Below are 17,093 nucleotides of genomic sequence, written 5' to 3'. Positions count from 1 at the left end.
ACACTACTCGTTACACCTTCTCTCCTCTTTATAGTCATTATTCGAAATACTGCAAGAGCCTTACAACGATGCGTCGTAAGGCTAGGACATATAAGATTAATCAAATCTCTTTTTCGCTTCGGAAGTTGCCGGTGTAAAAAAGTTAATGAGATTACCATCCGGGTCCCTGAATAACAAAGACCGGTTTCCCCAAGGCATTGTTGTTGGTTGCTGTACCACCACATCGTTTAGGAATTCGGCCAGTGCTTCATAACTGCTGTCAACGTCTTCCACCCTGAACTCAATAATAACAGAGCGGTTAGTGGCGGCCGTGGCCACTGCCTCTCCTCCAAAGAATGCCAGTGTTTTAGTGCTGCCAATAGCCAGCGATGCCAGCGGGGTACGCAGTTCAGCAAACTCGTCTGTATACCATGTGAAGGGTGTTCCGGTCACCTTTTCATAAAACTGAACAAGGCGCTTAATGTCTGCGGTGATAATCCTGGCAGAAGAAAAATTCATAGTTACTGTTTTTAGTCACACAAAGAAAAAAAACACCGGTGACAGCCTTATGTCAGCAGGCATAAAATATTAATACCAGAAATATTATACACATTGATTTTCAAATTATTACTCAAAATAAAAACGCCTTCAACATCAGTCGAAGGCGTTTCGTATTATTGATTTTGTCGAAAAATTTATCGCACGTCTTTCAGGGTAACATCCACTTTATCACCGTCTTTTTTGATGGTGACTTTCGTTTCTATCTGTGCAGTGGCTCCTGTGGCGCCGCTACCTGAACTATAAATAGGAGAAGATGACAATACCGCTCCGCTTGGGTGGACTAAATTCGATGTTCCGGACTGATAGGAGTAGGAATACCGGTGCGTATAGCCAAAGGATGTATACAGGATATACTCGCCAGGCATCAGGTTAGTGAATTCGAAATGCCCTTTGTCATCATACACGGTTGTTTGTTTAACACAGGCGCCAACGTTAGGATCGAGCGGTACCTCAGGCAGCTTCCCGCGTTTCCTTATCTTCCTGTTCACTTCCTTCCATTCCTCGATATAGGCGGAATTAGGAAGAATAGTTACCACGGTGCCTTTAGGGGCATATTGCGCTCTCTGGATGTTTACTACCTGCAATTTACTGCCGTTGTGATCTCTCGCAAAGGCAGTACCGGTAATAACACTGTTGCCCTTTTCTACTCTTCTGAGATTTTCTTCTTTATCGAACCTGGCTTCTATTGGCTGATAATCCAGCTCCTCGTTCACACAGATTTCCGTTATGCCTTTGCCGGCAGGCATTTCCCGCTGCCAGATCCGGTGGTCCTTTTTATCTATGATATACGTGTAAACCGCGCCGGATTCTTCTTCCAGTACATTCACCAGCCAGCTTTCATGATTGCCTGTTTTAAGCGAGCGGAATATGTAGCTTTTTACATCTTTTACAACATAGTTGGATAATACGCTGTCGGGACTGTTACCAAAATAAAATTCCGGTACGATGGCCTTATATCCCACGTCCAGCGGTAAAGTGGTAAACATGATTTCTGACACGTTAAAATCGACATATTTACCGTTAGGCTTCAATGTTACCAGCTTATCCTTAGCCCCGTTCACAAAACGCTCCTTACTGGTAACAGGGTTACCGAAATTCACTTCCAGCGTGCTTTTCAGGCCCTCGGACTTATAACTGACCGGGCTGAGTGTTTTGGCATCGGCGACAGAAGTTCTTTTTTTGTACCATTTTCCCTTTTCATCGGTGTAGTCGGCTATAAACTTCAGTTCATTCCCGGAAACGCTTATTTCATTGGTGAAAGTTCCCTTTTTGTCCCAGTTGTTATCCTTTACATAATAGATCGTGTACAGTGATTTTCCAGGTTTCAAACGGGAGGTGTTAACGTCTGGGTGTCCGGGCAAAACAGTTTTCTGAGCAAAGCTGGCCAATGGTAACACCAGCAGACATAGTGATTTTAATGTAGTTCGCATGAAGTCCTCGATTTTCCAAAAATAGGGCCAAAAATAACCACTTTTACCCTACTTTAAAAACCTCCGGAGACTACACTAGATAACTATAAAAACACGACACGACATCAAAAAGCCTTACAGTATTTACTTGTAAGGCTTCTCTGTTTTCCCGGAAATCCTCCTGTTAGCGCAACTTTTTTACAAAGGCAGCAATGGCTTCCCCTATTTCCATCGGGCTGTCTTCCTGCAGGAAGTGTTTACCCTTTACCGATACCTCTGTCTGATTGGGCCAGGTACTGCAAAACTTTCGAACGCTGTCATTCTCCACGGCGCCAGGGTTACCATGAATCCACAGCTTGGGAACAAAACTCTGCTGAAGCCACCTTCCATAGTCCGTCACCACGCCGGCCACTTCTTTTGGCTCGCCATCCAACGCTATCTGCCGCGGAAATGATAAGGTGGGGCGGCGGTCCTCCCCTTCGTTAAGATAAGGACGCAGGTATTCCGCCATCTCGGCCTCGCTGAGCTGCCGGAAAATCCCTGCCGGCAATACTTTTTCCACGAAGACATTGTTCTTTAGCACCAGCTCTTCGCCGGCAGGGGAACGCAGTGCCCGGAACAAATCCCGCATCTTAGGTTCAAATTCATCCCATTTAAAAGGGACAGCCAGGGCTTCCATATGCACAATACCCTGCACACGGACACGGTGCTGGTTGGCCCAGTCAAAACCCAATACAGAGCCCCAGTCATGCAGTACCAGCAGCACGTTCCTGTCTAGCTTCAATTCCTCCCACAAGGCAAAAAGAAAACTGCGTTGCTCCGCATAGGAATACCGTCCGGGCCCGGAGTCAGGGAGCTTTTCCGAATCACCCATGCCAATCAGGTCACAGGCAATCAGGCGGCCAAGGCCACGGCAATAAGGCATGATGTTCCGCCAGAGATAAGATGACGTGGGGTTGCCATGCTGAAATACAATGGGGTCGCCCTCTCCTTCATCTATGTAGGCCATGCGGCGGCCTTTTATGTCGATAAATTTTTTCTCCGCGAAAGGCTTTTCGCTGAAAACAGGCTGTACGGTTGCTTTGTGTTCCATATACCGAATGATTTAATACTACAAAGCAACAACTCCGTCCCCCCTCAAAAAATAAGGTACATTAAGGTTTTTTCCGGAACATATTAGCCTTCATCTGGCTAAAGAATTCGGGGGTAACACCGATATACGAGGCGATATATTTTTGCGGTATCCGGCTTTCCAGGTCAGGGTAAGTCTGTGTAAACAATGCGTACCGGCCTTCTGCCGGCTGCGACAGGTTGGCGCTGATCCTGTTTTGATGAAAAACAAAAGCATTCTGAAACAGTATTCTGAAAAACCGTTCGAATGCCGGCGCCTGCCGGAACAAAACATCCAGATCATCTTTGCCGATTTGTAACAGCGTGGTGGGTTCCAGCGCTTCGAGGTTATTGACGCTCTGCTGCCCTGACAAAAAGCTGTACAGGTCACCGCTGCACCACCAGTCTTCCGGCGCAAACATTAAAACATGTTCCTTACCACCTGCGTCAATGGTATAGGTCCGCAGGCAGCCGCTGATCACAAAGAACTGCTGCCTTGCCACATCTCCTTCTTTCAGCAAACATTCTTTCCGCCTGATGGTTTTAGCCACTGCCAGCGATAAAAAGATCTCGGTTTCCTCCCTGGTCGGCTCAATGTGCCGACGCAGGTTTTTTATAACAGCCTCGTACATCTTTTACTGTTAGTATTTGTGGTGATAGAACGGTCCTCCCGTCAACCAAAATATAATAAAATACAGCGCTATTTTATATTCAAATATTATTTAATACCTATACTAACTAAAGAGGAAAGCATTATACGTTTGTGTATAATGCTTTCCGGCAACTGAATTATTAAAGGCCTGCTTTAGGAAGCCTTACTTTGAACATAATCCACAAGCTCGCCGACGGTATTACTGGTAGAGATGCCACTCATGTCTGTTATACCAAACTGCTGCTGCAGCTTAGATGACAGCTGTACTGCCAGAATAGAAGTCATTCCCAGATCATCCATTGTCTGATCAGCAGAGATCGCATTCTCAGGCACGCCAATGGAATGGCTGATTTCACTAATGATTGTTGATTCAATAGGTGTTTTCATACGTTATGGTTTTTGAAGTGAAAATTGTGATTGAATAACGTTTTTTACACCAAATGGTTCAACAGCTCATTACACCAAAGCACCGGAGCTACCATTTTTACAGTAGTGTTGACTTGAGGGCCGGATGGCATCCATTTCAATATCGTAGCTGGCCCTTTGTCCGGTAATATAAGAACAGTAAATCCCACTCATCATCTTCACAGGAACAACATGGTCATCTATTTGGGAAGTAACTTGGTGTTTCAGTTTTCTGCCGGCCAGATAATCAGCAAACTCTTCCACTACTTTAAACTTGACCCGTTCCATGGTGATGGCTGCACCGTCTTCACCAGCCTGGCCTCCGGCCAAATCTGAATACCTATAGACCTTCGGTTGAATATCCCCATCGGCAATCAGCGGATTGCGAAACACGTATATATCAAAATGATTTTTTCCACCCAGCTGCTCTTCCGGCCCCCTGTTCTGATCATGTTTGTCATATGCCTGATAGGCATGTACCTGGATGTTTTGAAACGGGCCCTGCTGGATATGATAACTTTCATGCTTAATCCTTCCGTTGCCCTTGTACAAATCCACTCCGGGCATCAGCCATGTTCTGCCAGCAAATCCATTATGGATCAGGTTTACATTAAAATTCGCGATCACCTCTCCATATTTTCTCAGGGCAATAACGGATGAAACATCCATTTCGCCGAAATTCCTGCATATCTCCCGTAGTTGTTGTTCCGACCATGGATTAACCTGTTTATACGCTTCTCCGAAAACAGATTGGTAGTCATTTTCATTTAACTGCGTAAAAAAACCATTAGGCTTCAGAAAGGAACTGACCACTTCCATTTCATCCGCTACTTTGTCCGGCAATGCGGCGGCTTTGTAAAACCGGTAGATGGTGTCAAAAATATGATACCCGCTATGAGACGCCTTCCCATAGCCAAAGCAGTAGGGATGGTACTTCTGCGAGATAATTTCATGGGGCAGCCGCCATTGTCCGTCACTATGATATGCCTGAATAAAACTGACCGGGCAGTTTGTCCGCGCTGCCACTTCCCTGATCTGGTCCTGCACAAACTGAAACCCTTTATGAAAACGACGATGCGAATTAATCATGAAAACGGTTTCCGTTTTCCTTTGAAGATCGTTATACGCGTCCAGCAATGCATAATAGTCCTGCAGGATTCCACGGGCATGATCTAAATTGCTGGTGACATCTGTTCTTGTAGTGATGGGCTTGTCCATCAGGATATTGAGTTCGTCAGCTAAAGCCCATTCCGCATAGGCTCTGTGCACCAGCGGCTCTGTAGCGATAATGACCCCGTCAATCTGCTTTTCTGCAACAAATGCGGAAAGTTTGTTTTTCAATGCAGAAGGCAGCTCACCTGCAAAAGGCTGGATCAGCCACAGTTCCGTTTCCAAATCGGCAACAGCATTACGTACGGTCAGTGCTTCGCTTTCCAGGTCAACCACCAAAGCCAGTTTTACCTGTTTGAGGTTACGTAATGCAGGAAGATAAATACGTCTGGCGTGCGGACCACACCCAATTAAAATCACATTAACGGTGTCTTTCTTTTTCATGATAGGTTAATATTCAGCGCAGGTCTGGCTATTCTTGAGGTATAAGGTTGTGACCAGTTAATTCATCAATATCGGTTATGGACAGTTGGTGCAATTCGTTTGATCATAGGACATCAATTTTATGTGCATAGGTTTTTCATGGCAGACAACATTCGATGTTGTGTTATTCCGATATTAAAGTAGTGATTTATTTGGAAAATGCAATAAAAAGAAAATGTTATATTGTACTTTCGCTTTAAAGTATCCTACTCCGGCGTCTCATGAGCGAACTACTAAGACAACAGATCGAAAAAATTACTCCCCTCACTGACAGTGAGTTTGCATACATCCTGTCCCACTTCACCTCCAAAAAATATAAAAAACACCAGTTCCTCGTTCAGGAAGATACTCCCGTCCCCTATGATTTCTTTGTTACCAAAGGCCTTTTAAAAGCATCCTACACCAATCCCAACGACGGCAAAGAGCATATCCTCCAATTTGCCTGGGAAGACTGGTGGATCACGGACTATCAGGCATATTTCAATGAAACGGCTTCCAGCCTCGCCATTGACTGTATTGAAGAGGTAGAAGTGCTTTGTTTGTCCCTGCATAACAGGGAGAAAATATGCGCCGATCTGCATAAAATCGAGCATTTTTTCAGAAGAAAATCGAATGCCGGTTATGTTGCTTTACAGAGACGGATTTTATCGTTATTAAACAGTTCCGCCGAAGAACGCTACCAGCAGCTGCTCGCCACCTATCCTCAACTTTTCCAACGGGTACCGAAGACATTGATTGCGGCCTACCTTGGTGTCTCCAGGGAGACACTGAGCCGCTTTTCCAAATAGTGTGATCTGTATCACACTAAACTTGTGATAAAGTTCCTGTGCCATCATGGCCCTTTTGAAGAGCTTTGCCTTGTCAAATCGAACATATGAAAAAGGCAATCTTATCAATCATTATTGGCTTAATGGCTATTAGTGCTGCGCACAATCCGGCAGCTGCACAAACTAAACAACAAGGAAAACATATGGAAAAGAGAATTCTGTTTGTGGTGACCAGCCACGACAAAAAAGGCAGTACCGGTCAACCCACCGGCTATTATCTCGCGGAAGTGGCGCATCCCTGGGAAGTCCTGCACGATGCCGGCTACGAAATTGATTTTGTGAGCCCACAAGGTGGCAAAGCCCCTGTCGATGGATTCAATCTTGATGATCCCATCAACAAAAAATTCTGGAACAACGCTACCTATCACCAAAAAATAACGCATACCATGAAACCGTCGGCCATAGACCCTTCAAAATATGACGCTATTTTTTATGCCGGCGGACATGGCGCCATGTGGGACTTTGCAGACAATACCGAACTGGCCGGCATTGCCGGCAGGATCTACGAAGCCGGCGGCATAGTCAGTGCTGTCTGCCATGGCCCTGCCGGACTCGTCAACATCCGGTTAAGCAATGGCCAATACCTGGTAGGCGGGAAAAAAATCAATGCCTTCACCAATGAAGAAGAAGCGGCCGTAAAACTGGATAAGGTGGTCCCTTTTCTGCTGGAGACAACTTTAATAGCGCGCGGCGCCATCTTTGAAAAGTCCGGCCTCTGGCAGCAGCATGTAGTCACAGACCAGCGGGTGGTCACCGGCCAAAATCCGGCTTCTGCAAAAGCAGTGGGAGAAGCAATGCTGGCAGCACTTCAGCGCATAAATAAATAAGCACAAGTGAATCAAAGCCTTACAGCCAGATGCTGTAAGGCTTTTCTTATCCTCTCGGACATACTTTTTTATATAAAAAGTATTAAATTAACATCCCTAACGGCACCTACCGATGGATGCATTGAAAAACATTATTACTGACAGCAAGTATCCTAATCTCTACAGTCTGCTCATCTATCAAAAAGATGACCTTATCTATGAACACTATTTCCCTGGCCACCAGGCAGATTCGCTGTTTGACATCAGGTCATCTTTTAAATCCATCCTGTCATTGCTGGCAGGCATTTCCATAGACAAGGGATATCTGCATAGTCTTGACGACAAAGTATTTCAGTACTTCCACAACTCCGCCTACGCTGCTTTTTTTACCGGCCCGAAGAAAGAGATTACGCTACGGCACCTGCTTGCCATGAAATCAGGGCTCATCTGCGAAGAGTTCTTTTCCTCCCATGACTGTGAAACACCTATGGAAGAAAGTGAAAACTGGATCGCCTTCTGCCTGGACAGGCCGATGGCCCACAAACCAGGCCAGCGGTGGTCCTATAGCACCTGCAATGCGCTGATCGCCGGCGCAGTGATAGAAGCAGCCACAGGAAAACCGCTCGCGGATTTCGCCGCCGAACACCTCTTTGCCCCGCTGGGGATCAGGGACTATAGATGGACACAAGACCCTTCCGGCAACTATATGTCCGGTGGTTCATTTTTTATGACAGGGCCGGACATGCTTAAAATCGGGCAACTGGTTTTACACAATGGCTATTTCTTGGATAAGCATATCATCTCATCTGAATATCTGCACATTGCCACCTCTCCCATCACCGGAATTCCTTCATTCTCTTTTGTTGGTCAAAGCGGACTTACAGATACGCTCTGCAAGCCAGCCTATTATGGGCTTTGCTGGTACACGGAGTCCGTAAAAGCGGGCAACCGCTATTATACCTGCCAGTTCAGCTCGGGCAATGGTGGGCAATACATTTTGGTGATCAGGGAATTGGCATTGGTGGTTGTTTGTACACAGGGAAACTTTGACTCACGGCAGGCCAAACAGTTTTTTGAAATACTGGTTAACTATATTATTCCGGCCGTTCGTTATTAGGTCCTGCCTTACACTCCTACCTCAACACGCTTCACCTCCTCGAAATAGCGCTCCTCATATTTATCAACAGTGGTAAGATCAGAAAACCATTTGGGATTGTCAATGGCCTCACGGCCCTTAAAGACCTTGTAAGCCATACCAGGGTCGCGATGTTGCAGATAACGCAAATAAAACACGTCGTCCACGCAGTCCAGCAATTCCACTTTGCCATGCAGCGCCGACATCACCGGCCCTTTGGCGGTACGGCAAATACCGCTTAGTTTTTGGATAGCGTTCTTATAGATATGCAACGCAGTCCGCAGGTCTTCCGCGAAATGATGCTGTGCACCTGTGTCTCTTGGCAAAAACATATAGTAGGGTATCAATCCCAGCTGTACCTGGCGTTCCCACATTTCCGACCAAATCTCGCTTTTATTATTGATGGTCCTGAGCAGCGGTGCCTGCGTCCTGATTTCAGCACCTGTTGCCCTCAGGTTTTTTATCGCGTCGATCACCACATCTGACTTCAATTCTGCCGGATGGTTAAAATGCGACATGATGGCCAGGTGTTTCCCACTGTCGGTAACCTTCCGAAGTATTTGCAGCACCTCCTGATGCCCTTCCTCAGCTGTAAATTTGAATGGCCAGAAAGTAAGCGACTTGGTACCGATCCTGATATTGCGCAAACTTTTCACGCCAATCAACGCGTCGATATACCTGGAAAGGATCTGTGGCCCCATCACCATCGGGTCTCCGCCAGTCAGCAATACATCCGTGATCTGAGGATTATAGTTCAGATACCTGATCAGTGAATCGAGTTCTTTTGACTGGAACTTCAATTCCGCATTGGAAACAAACTGTGGCCACCTGAAGCAAAAAGTACAATATGCATGGCAGGTCTGGCTATGGCTGGGAAAATACAATACGGTATTTCTGTATTTATGCTGAAGGCCTTCCAGTCTCACGCCATTTTCAAACGGCACATTGAAGGATGTCTGGCCAGCCGGGTGCGGGTTCAGCGTCATTCGTATCTGATCTACCAGTTCGGCAAACTCATCTTTAGCAAGGCGGTCCCTTCCCCACTTTAACTTATCGTAGTGTTCTTCTGTCAGCATGCCGCGATGAGGAAAATTCAGCCTGAATATCGGGTCATCAATTCCTCTTTCCCAGTCGATGAGGTTGTCCAACACATAATTGTTTGTCTTGAATGGATATATTTCGCCAACAATTTTGATGTCTTCAATAATTGCCTTGTCCATCTTTTGCAGATAGGGAATAGATTCCAGGGCATGGATGTTATATGATTTATATTTGGGTGTCATAACAAGTCAATTAAGAGGGTCTTCTGTTACGCCATAGAGGCAAGTATTTTCCTGTTGCCCTTGTAGGGCAGTCTTCCGTGCAAAGAGGCCATATTATCTACAATCAGCAGGTCTCCTTTTTCCCAGCTCACCGGGATCGTCACTTCTTCCAGCACTTTAATGATCTCCTGGATATATTCCAGTGGGATATCCGTTCCGTCACCAAAGGTGGCATACATAGGCAGATTTTCTTTTATGCCGTTACTCATTGCCAGCAATGCATCAAATACTTCGGGACCATATATCTGCGGATAGAATTGGTCTACCTGGTTAAACCACAGTTCTTCATTTGTCTGCGGATGCAGCCTGATCGCCGGTCTTGTCTGGATAAACCTTCCTGTTCCGTCGTTACGCCACTCAACGGTGATATGATGCTTAGCGCAATAATCGTTGATGAAGTTTTTGTCTTCTGACTCGAATGCTTCCTGCCAGGATGGCCCTAAGCCCTGTCCTCCGTGGAGGTTTCTGACATAAGTGATCCCTTTCTTCCGGAAATCATTTACCAGCGGAGCGCTCAGCTTTTCAAGCACCGCTTTGCAGTCACCTACCGTTGTTTCTCCTCCCAGATCAGGTTTTACAACACAACAGAAACAAATAACGGAAGGCCATTCTCCGGAGTAGGAATACTCTGTATGCAGCTGTATGATGGACCCTGCGTCATATTCTGAAGCGTTGTACACCGTAGAGGTATATTTCCCCCTGCTGGAGTTCCCATCAAGAAAACTTTTCGTTTTAGGGTACAGCTCCTGCATCAGGTATTGAAATTTTTCCGCAGAGTCGATGTTCAGGCCTCTTACCCAAACAGCGCCGGACTCCAACACCCGTTGATGTACAGGGTTTTCAGGGGTACGTGCCCATGCAATAAAGTCATCGACCGTGATGTTCTCGTTAAAGTGCAGCACCTTCGGGAGCGCCTGCTCATTGATTGTTTTTTCTTGCAGATACATATGCTGATTTTTTTAGTGTTTTAATAGTCTGCATTGACTGTCTCTTTTATATGATCATATTGAAGCAGCACTTCATATATCCGGGCAATGTTATCGTCCATGTCCAGACATTCGTAGTGGTCTCCTTCTAAATAGTGGTGTGCAAATGCATGGGAGGAAAATTCCTTCCAGTCGTCCATGCTGAGAAAGTCCCTGCTAAGGTTATCTTTCGACTTGAATGCCAGCAGCGGTCCTTTCACCTTTCCTTTCTGGTTATATTTTTCCATCAGCCTGATATTGTTATTCCAATTGACGTTAATATCAGACAGGTAGGATATGGTGGGATCAATTCTGCTGATCCTCTCAAGAAACCGGTTGATATCTTCATGCTCCGCCGGGCTGCGTTTCAGGTTAAGGAACAATTTTCGTTTGATCACCGGCCTGTCCACCACGGCCAGTATGATTTCCATACCTTCACGCTCCAGTATTTTTGCGATCTCAAACGCGATTGTTGCCCCATAGGAGAAGCCCAGTAGCCGGACCTTCTTCGTAGTGGTATGCTGCATAATCTGATTAGCAAAACGTTTGATTTTCTCTTCCAGTGACTGGTCGATTTTTTGAGCATTTTCAAACCCGGCGTCCTGTAGCCCATAACAATTATAAGCGGCACTCAGGGCGATACTCATTTTCCCGTACATCAGCGGTGACCCGATCAATGGCGGCAGTAAATAAACAGCGGCCCTTCCGGCTTTATGGACACCCATTGCTGATATTAATGCCGGCTCATTATTTCGTTGCGTAGCTGCGAGGATAGCAGCTTGTGCGCCTATCGTGGGGTTCTGCATGAATATGCCTAATGGCAGCCTGTGATTGAATTCTTTTGCAATCCGGGATATCACCTGTATGGCCAGCAATGAATGTCCGCCTGTCTCAAAGAAGTTGTCATCAAGACCTATTTTTTCTTTTTGCAACAGTTCTTCCCAGATGCGCGCCAAAGCCTTTTCTGCGGCGGTTACCGGCATGCGGTACACCTGCTGCTGTGCCTGTGGCGCCGGTAAAGATTTGCGGTCTATTTTCCCGTTGGTGGTCAGGGGCAACTGCTCCATCTTCATAAAATAGGCCGGGACCATATACTGCGGCAAACGGTCCTGCAGCCATGAACGCAGCGCCTCTGCTGAAACAGTGCCATCTGCAGTATAATAGGCCACCAGCACTTTCTCCGCTCCTGCCTGATATACAGTGACCACTGCCTGACGCAACAAACCGGAAGCAAGCAAACTTTCTTCGATCTCTCCCAGCTCAATACGGTAACCGTTGACCTTTATCTGGTTGTCCCTGCGGCCGTAAAAGATAACATCCCCGGTGGCGGTCCAGCTGGCAATATCTCCGGTGCGATACAGTTTTCCTTTCCCATATGGATGGGGAATAAAACGGTCCTTCGTCAGCAGGTCATTATTCAGATAGCCCAGCGCAACGCCATCGCCGGCAATGCACAACTCACCCGGCACGCCTATCGGCAGCAGCTGTTGACAGGCATCCAGGATATACAGCTGGGTATTGGCAATAGGCCTGCCGATCAGATTAGCCTGCTCGGGACTGTTCACTTCCAATATGGTGGAAAAGATAGTCGTCTCTGTTGGCCCGTACATGTTCCATAAACGCCCCGTCAGCTTTAATAGCTGCTGCACCAGCCCCTCACTCATGGCCTCTCCTCCCGAAATGGCCAGCAACCCTTCCCGGCCCTTCCAGCCACTGGCCAGCAAAAGGTTCCACATGGCCGGTGTAGCCTCGAGTATCGTTGCTCCGCTGCTTTCCAGCAAAGCTGCCAGTAGCTCGGGCGCATTACATTCGTCGTTTCCGGCAAGCACGAGCCGGCAACCCATCGTTAACGGCAATAACATCTCCATCACCGACAGATCGAAAGTATAAGTGGTGATCGCCACCCATCTGTCGGCCCATGTGATGCCCAACTGCTCTTTTACAGCGCTGAGCATATTGACAACCCCTTCATGACGGATCAGCACTCCTTTGGGACGTCCCGTTGATCCTGATGTATAGAACACATACGCCAGGCTTTCCGGCCGGGCAACAACAGCGGTATTTGAAGTTGCGTAGTCCTTCAGGGTATCTTCAGCACTGAGGTCCAGTACCGGTACCTTTCTTTGATATGTCTTGGAGGTGTTGTCTACCAGGATCAGCTGGAGTCCACTGTCTTCAATAATATAATCCTGCCTGTCTGCGGGATACGCAGGGTCAAGCGGAACATAAGCAGCACCTGCTTTCAGCACGCCCAGGATGCCGGTTACCAGGTATTCATTGCGAGCCATGCTGATACCAATCAACTGTCCGCCGGTGATGCCGTGGTTGCGCCGAAGCCGGTCTGCCAGTTGATTCGCTAAACTATTCAGCTCGCTGAAAGAAAATATTTTTTCTCCGGTAACCAGCGCAATTTCATCCGGGTGCTGCAATACCTGCCGCTCAAAACAGCTGACCAGGTCTTTCCGTTCCAACCGCCAGTCCCGGCCGGTGTTATTGAAGGTATCCAGCAACAGCTGCCGCTCCGCTGCCGGAAGATAGTCCAGGGTTTTAACGGCTACTGCCGGCGACTGTACTACCGCCTGTAATATCCCTCCCAGATGGGCCGCCATCTGCGCTATACGCTCTTTCCTGAATAATGCCGTGTCGTACTCTATCTGAAAATCAAATATGCCATCATTTAATTCGAAGGAAAAGGTAAGATCGAACTTACTCACCGTGTCATGCAGATGCACGCTCTCTATTTCCAGCCCGTTTAATGCTGGCTGGCCAGCATCATCCTGCTGTCCGCTCTGCCATATGACCATCACATCGAATAATGGCGACCGGCTCAAATCACGCCTGACGGCGAGTTCCTCCACCAACAGATCAAATGGGTAAGCCTTATGCGTAAATGCCGAAACAGTTGTTGATCTGATATTTTCCAGCACTTCCGTAAAACTGTCTTCTCCTTTAATATGGTTTCGTAATGCCAATGTATTCAGGAAATATCCGATCTGGTTTTCCAGGTCCGGGTGGTCACGACCGGCCACCGGAGTACCGATGATCAGATCTGACTGCCCACAGTACCGGAACATTAACACGTTCACCAAAGCCAGCATACCCATGAACGGGGTCAGGCCTTTATCGCGAAGCAATTGTTGAAATGCCTGACTGTCTTCTGCCGGGAAACCGGTCCGCAGCACGGCTCCCTGATGCTGTTTGATAGAAGGACGGGTATAGTCCGCCGGAAATGCCAGTACCGGCAGTTCTCCTTCCAATTGTTTCAGCCAGTACTGGCGATGTTTGGAAAACAGTTCGCCTGACACTTCTGCCTGCTGCCATACCGCATAATCCTTATATTGCACCGGGAGGGGCTCAAACATTGGCCCGGTGCCTTCGGCGAGTGAATTATAGGCACTGATGACCTCCCGTACCATCACTCCCATCGACCATTCGTCCGAGATAATATGATGGATAGACCATACCAGCAGATATTCATGCTTTGCTATTTCCAACAGCTCTGTCCTGAACAAAGGGCCATTCGTAAGATCGAAAGGCTCCGACGCAATGCCGGCGGCATATTCATAGGCCTGTGCCTCCGCATTCGTACCGGTAAAAGAACGTACCACCAACCCCGATTCGGGCTGTCCCACCGGAAGGATACGTTGACGGGGCTCACCGCCCTCCAGGAAGAAAACTGTCCGCAGGCTCTCATGACGTTCAGACAAACGTTGAAAAGCGCCATCCAGTGCGGTTAAATCCAATACGCCCCGTATCCGGTACACCGGAACGATATTATAGGCAACAGACTGCTCCGATATTTGACTCAGTACCCACAAACGCCGCTGGGAGTTCGACAAAGGATAACTATCCTGTATGCCTGCACGTGGTATAGCCTGATAAGACGCTGCCTTTTTCTGACGAACATATTCTGCCAGCTTACAGAGAACCGGGTGACCAAAGATATCAGCAATGGTAAGCTGTACATCGAGCTCCTTATATACCCTGGTGGCTACCTGCATAGCTTTGAGGGAAGAGCCGCCAACACTGAAAAAGTTGTCTTCCCGCCCAATAATGCCAATACCCAGTACATTCCGCCAGACCTGGGCCACCTGTTGTTCCAGCCCCGCTCTTGGCTCTTCATAACCGGCTTTGAGCAATATCTCCTCCGGTCGGGGAAGTGCTTTCCGGTCCACTTTACCATTCATGTTCAGCGGGAAACTGTCCATCCATACATAATAACCGGGCAACATGGCCGGGTTAAGATCAGTTGACAATAACGTCCGTAATTGGTCCGGGACATAACGTTTGCCTGTATAATAACAAATCAGTTCCTGCTGAAAGTCTTCTCCTGCGTATACTACCAGCTCTACGCGCATAATTCCCTCCTGCTGTAGTACCACCGAACGCACCTGCTCCAGCTCTATACGTACTCCATTGATCTTTACCTGCTCATCGCGGCGGCCCAGTATCTCCAGGTTGCCGTCGTTTCGATAACGGCCGAGGTCACCGGTGCGCCATACCAGGTCAAGCTCACTATCCCCCAATGGATTCCGGATCAGGTGTTGTTCATTGAGCGAGGGATCGATATAACCTTTGCTGATAAAAGGGCTTTTGATATAAATTTCTCCTATCTCCCCTCCCACACATAAACTGTTGTTATTAACAACGGCCACCATGGTGTTAGTGATCGGAACACCCACCGGCAGTACTTCTCCCGGCTGCCAGTCCCAGCTTTCAATATGATAATAGGTTTTTAGTATAGTCGTTTCTGTTAGTCCGTAAAGGTTCGATAACCGCGCAGTGGTGCCATTGGCAGCCTTCCAGTTCAACACATCACGCCCGTACAAACGTTCGCCTGCCAGTACCACGTAACGCAGGTCGGCAAGCGGAGCTCCTGACTCCTGCAAACTGCCGGTGATCAACCGGAAAACAGAAGGAACCGTTTGCAGCAGCGTGACCTGCTCGTTTCTTAACCACTCCACCAACAGCGCCGGATTGTTTTTGATATAGCTGTCGGGCATGCAAACAGTAGCACCGCCGATGAGACCTGTCAGGATATCTTTCAGCGAAGCGTCAAAAGTCATCGGCGCCAGCTGGCTGATACGGAAACTACCGTCTATGCCCCACTCCCGCTGATGCCAGTGGATGTAATGGCTCAGCGACACGTGGGAACCGATGATGCCTTTGCTCCTGCCCGTAGAACCCGAAGTGTAAAACACATAAGCACTGCCGGACGCATCGTAGTCCAGATCAGGGTCAGCTACATTGTATACAATATTTTCTATGGGAAGGTGATGTTCAAACGACAACGGCAACACGGTGTCCACCGGACTGTCCAGGATAATTACCGTATCGATCTTAACAACATGGGCGGCCAGCAATTGCTTTAGCGTGGTCGCATGCGCCGTAGTGGTAACGATGGCCTGCATCCCGGTCTCCGTTATCACCTGTAACAGATGATGAACAGCCTGGTCTGCCGACATCGGAACATACACGGCCCCTGCCTTAAAACAGGCCAGCAGCGCAACCACCTGTAATGGGCCACCGCCGGCATAAACACCCACATGTTTTTCGTCCCGGTAACCCAATGACAGCAGGCCATGGGCCAGTTGATTGGCATAACCGTTCAGATCATGGTAGCTCATACGAAGCCCATAACCTGCTACAGCCACCCGGTCAGGATATTGCCTGGCCTGTCCCTCTATTAAAGTGTGAATAAGTTTATTTTTCATATTAATGGCGTTTAATGCTTCAATCTGGACTATTACATCAGTCCTCGTCTACATTGGCATTGAAAGAAAGCGCTCGTTTCATGGAATGCTGTTTCTCGGATTCAGCGAGATACTCCAGCTCATCAACCGGCATAGCCGGATTAGCATGAACAGCCTCCATCAGGCGGCCGAGATGGGCCGCCATCCGTTCTATACGCTCCCGGTTAAAAATATCACTGTTGTACTCGATGTTGCCATGAAGCACTCCACTTTGTTCATCGTGATAAAACTGAAAACGTAAATCCCCCTTGCTGATGTCCAGGGATGCCGCTTCCGGCGTCACTTCCAGCCCCTGCATCTCTAACTGTTGCTCATCGTTTAAGCGGATGTTCTGTAATATCACCACCACATCTGACAGCGGTGACCGGCTCAAATCTCCTCCCAGTCCCAACTCCTCCACCAGCATGTCAAAAGGATACACCTGGTGTTCAAAACCTGACAAGGTCGTTTCCCGCACCGATGCCAGCAACTGTTTGAAACTCCGGCTGCCTGCAACTTCGTTTCTCAGGGCCAGCGTGTTCAGGTAATAACCGATCTGGTCTTCCAGGTCGGGGTGATGACGCCCCGCAACAGGTG

At 47.8% G+C, this 17,093-nt stretch carries 13 protein-coding genes; 3 read left to right on the top strand and 10 right to left on the bottom strand.

Annotation, left to right across the window (positions count from 1 at the left end):
* Nucleotides 1–96: 96 nt before the first annotated feature.
* The 6 genes from HGH92_RS33290 to HGH92_RS33265 form a co-directional block, all read right to left on the bottom strand.
* The gene (locus HGH92_RS33290) at nucleotides 97–498 is read right to left on the bottom strand and encodes a VOC family protein (protein ID WP_168875185.1); all 402 of its coding nucleotides are present in this window, start codon (nucleotides 496–498) and stop codon (nucleotides 97–99) included.
* A gap of 176 nt (nucleotides 499–674) precedes the next feature.
* Nucleotides 675–1,970, bottom strand: coding sequence for a hypothetical protein (locus HGH92_RS33285; protein WP_211092828.1), 1,296 nt, complete (start codon nucleotides 1,968–1,970; stop codon nucleotides 675–677).
* A gap of 163 nt (nucleotides 1,971–2,133) precedes the next feature.
* Nucleotides 2,134–3,042 (bottom strand): haloalkane dehalogenase, encoded by a 909-nt coding sequence (locus tag HGH92_RS33280; protein WP_168875184.1) that lies wholly within the window; start codon nucleotides 3,040–3,042, stop codon nucleotides 2,134–2,136.
* Nucleotides 3,043–3,103: 61 nt separating this feature from the next.
* Entirely contained in the window at nucleotides 3,104–3,691 is a 588-nt protein-coding gene (locus HGH92_RS33275) for a Crp/Fnr family transcriptional regulator (protein ID WP_168875183.1), read from the bottom strand.
* A gap of 173 nt (nucleotides 3,692–3,864) precedes the next feature.
* Entirely contained in the window at nucleotides 3,865–4,098 is a 234-nt protein-coding gene (locus HGH92_RS33270; RefSeq protein WP_168875182.1) for an acyl carrier protein, read from the bottom strand.
* A gap of 69 nt (nucleotides 4,099–4,167) precedes the next feature.
* Nucleotides 4,168–5,670, bottom strand: coding sequence for a Gfo/Idh/MocA family protein (locus tag HGH92_RS33265; RefSeq protein WP_168875181.1), 1,503 nt, complete (start codon nucleotides 5,668–5,670; stop codon nucleotides 4,168–4,170).
* A gap of 260 nt (nucleotides 5,671–5,930) precedes the next feature.
* Here HGH92_RS33265 and HGH92_RS33260 point away from each other — a divergent pair, with 260 nt between their 5' ends.
* The 3 genes from HGH92_RS33260 to HGH92_RS33250 all read left to right on the top strand — a co-directional run bounded on the left by HGH92_RS33260 (nucleotide 5,931) and on the right by HGH92_RS33250 (nucleotide 8,459).
* Nucleotides 5,931–6,497, top strand: a complete 567-nt coding sequence (locus HGH92_RS33260) for a Crp/Fnr family transcriptional regulator (protein WP_168875180.1) — start codon at nucleotides 5,931–5,933, stop codon at nucleotides 6,495–6,497.
* 182 nt (nucleotides 6,498–6,679) lie between these two features.
* Nucleotides 6,680–7,363 (top strand): type 1 glutamine amidotransferase domain-containing protein, encoded by a 684-nt coding sequence (locus HGH92_RS33255; protein WP_168875179.1) that lies wholly within the window; start codon nucleotides 6,680–6,682, stop codon nucleotides 7,361–7,363.
* A gap of 112 nt (nucleotides 7,364–7,475) precedes the next feature.
* Nucleotides 7,476–8,459 carry a serine hydrolase domain-containing protein gene (locus tag HGH92_RS33250; protein WP_168875178.1) on the top strand — a complete coding sequence of 328 codons (984 nt, stop codon included), beginning with the start codon at nucleotides 7,476–7,478 and terminating at the stop codon, nucleotides 8,457–8,459.
* A gap of 8 nt (nucleotides 8,460–8,467) precedes the next feature.
* Here HGH92_RS33250 and HGH92_RS33245 read toward each other — a convergent pair whose 3' ends face one another.
* The 4 genes from HGH92_RS33245 to HGH92_RS33230 all read right to left on the bottom strand — a co-directional run.
* Complete coding sequence (locus HGH92_RS33245) at nucleotides 8,468–9,760, bottom strand: KamA family radical SAM protein (protein WP_168875177.1); 1,293 nt, start codon at nucleotides 9,758–9,760, stop codon at nucleotides 8,468–8,470.
* A 26-nt stretch (nucleotides 9,761–9,786) separates the two neighbouring features.
* Nucleotides 9,787–10,746, bottom strand: coding sequence for a TauD/TfdA family dioxygenase (locus HGH92_RS33240; RefSeq protein WP_168875176.1), 960 nt, complete (start codon nucleotides 10,744–10,746; stop codon nucleotides 9,787–9,789).
* A 20-nt stretch (nucleotides 10,747–10,766) separates the two neighbouring features.
* Entirely contained in the window at nucleotides 10,767–16,478 is a 5,712-nt protein-coding gene (locus HGH92_RS33235; protein WP_168875175.1) for a non-ribosomal peptide synthetase, read from the bottom strand.
* A gap of 37 nt (nucleotides 16,479–16,515) precedes the next feature.
* Nucleotides 16,516–17,093, bottom strand: a 578-nt coding sequence (locus HGH92_RS33230; RefSeq protein WP_168875174.1) for a condensation domain-containing protein, incomplete at its 5' end; no start/stop codon positions are given.

The organism is Chitinophaga varians (genome assembly GCF_012641275.1).
In the GTDB taxonomy this organism is placed as follows: domain Bacteria; phylum Bacteroidota; class Bacteroidia; order Chitinophagales; family Chitinophagaceae; genus Chitinophaga; species Chitinophaga varians_A.
The sequence above is the reverse complement of the archived record's forward strand: the minus strand, read 5'-3'. Positions and strand labels throughout refer to the sequence as shown.

Bases quoted from the DNA above. Each gene is read 5' to 3' on its own strand.
- HGH92_RS33290 (WP_168875185.1), bottom strand. From the start codon at position 498: ATGAATTTTTCTTCTGCCAGGATTATCACCGCAGACATTAAGCGCCTT.
- HGH92_RS33285 (WP_211092828.1), bottom strand. From the start codon at position 1,970: ATGCGAACTACATTAAAATCACTATGTCTGCTGGTGTTACCATTGGCC.
- HGH92_RS33280 (WP_168875184.1), bottom strand. From the start codon at position 3,042: ATGGAACACAAAGCAACCGTACAGCCTGTTTTCAGCGAAAAGCCTTTC.
- HGH92_RS33275 (WP_168875183.1), bottom strand. From the start codon at position 3,691: ATGTACGAGGCTGTTATAAAAAACCTGCGTCGGCACATTGAGCCGACC.
- HGH92_RS33270 (WP_168875182.1), bottom strand. From the start codon at position 4,098: ATGAAAACACCTATTGAATCAACAATCATTAGTGAAATCAGCCATTCC.
- HGH92_RS33265 (WP_168875181.1), bottom strand. From the start codon at position 5,670: ATGAAAAAGAAAGACACCGTTAATGTGATTTTAATTGGGTGTGGTCCG.
- HGH92_RS33260 (WP_168875180.1), top strand. From the start codon at position 5,931: ATGAGCGAACTACTAAGACAACAGATCGAAAAAATTACTCCCCTCACT.
- HGH92_RS33255 (WP_168875179.1), top strand. From the start codon at position 6,680: ATGGAAAAGAGAATTCTGTTTGTGGTGACCAGCCACGACAAAAAAGGC.
- HGH92_RS33250 (WP_168875178.1), top strand. From the start codon at position 7,476: ATGGATGCATTGAAAAACATTATTACTGACAGCAAGTATCCTAATCTC.
- HGH92_RS33245 (WP_168875177.1), bottom strand. From the start codon at position 9,760: ATGACACCCAAATATAAATCATATAACATCCATGCCCTGGAATCTATT.
- HGH92_RS33240 (WP_168875176.1), bottom strand. From the start codon at position 10,746: ATGTATCTGCAAGAAAAAACAATCAATGAGCAGGCGCTCCCGAAGGTG.
- HGH92_RS33235 (WP_168875175.1), bottom strand. From the start codon at position 16,478: ATGAAAAATAAACTTATTCACACTTTAATAGAGGGACAGGCCAGGCAA.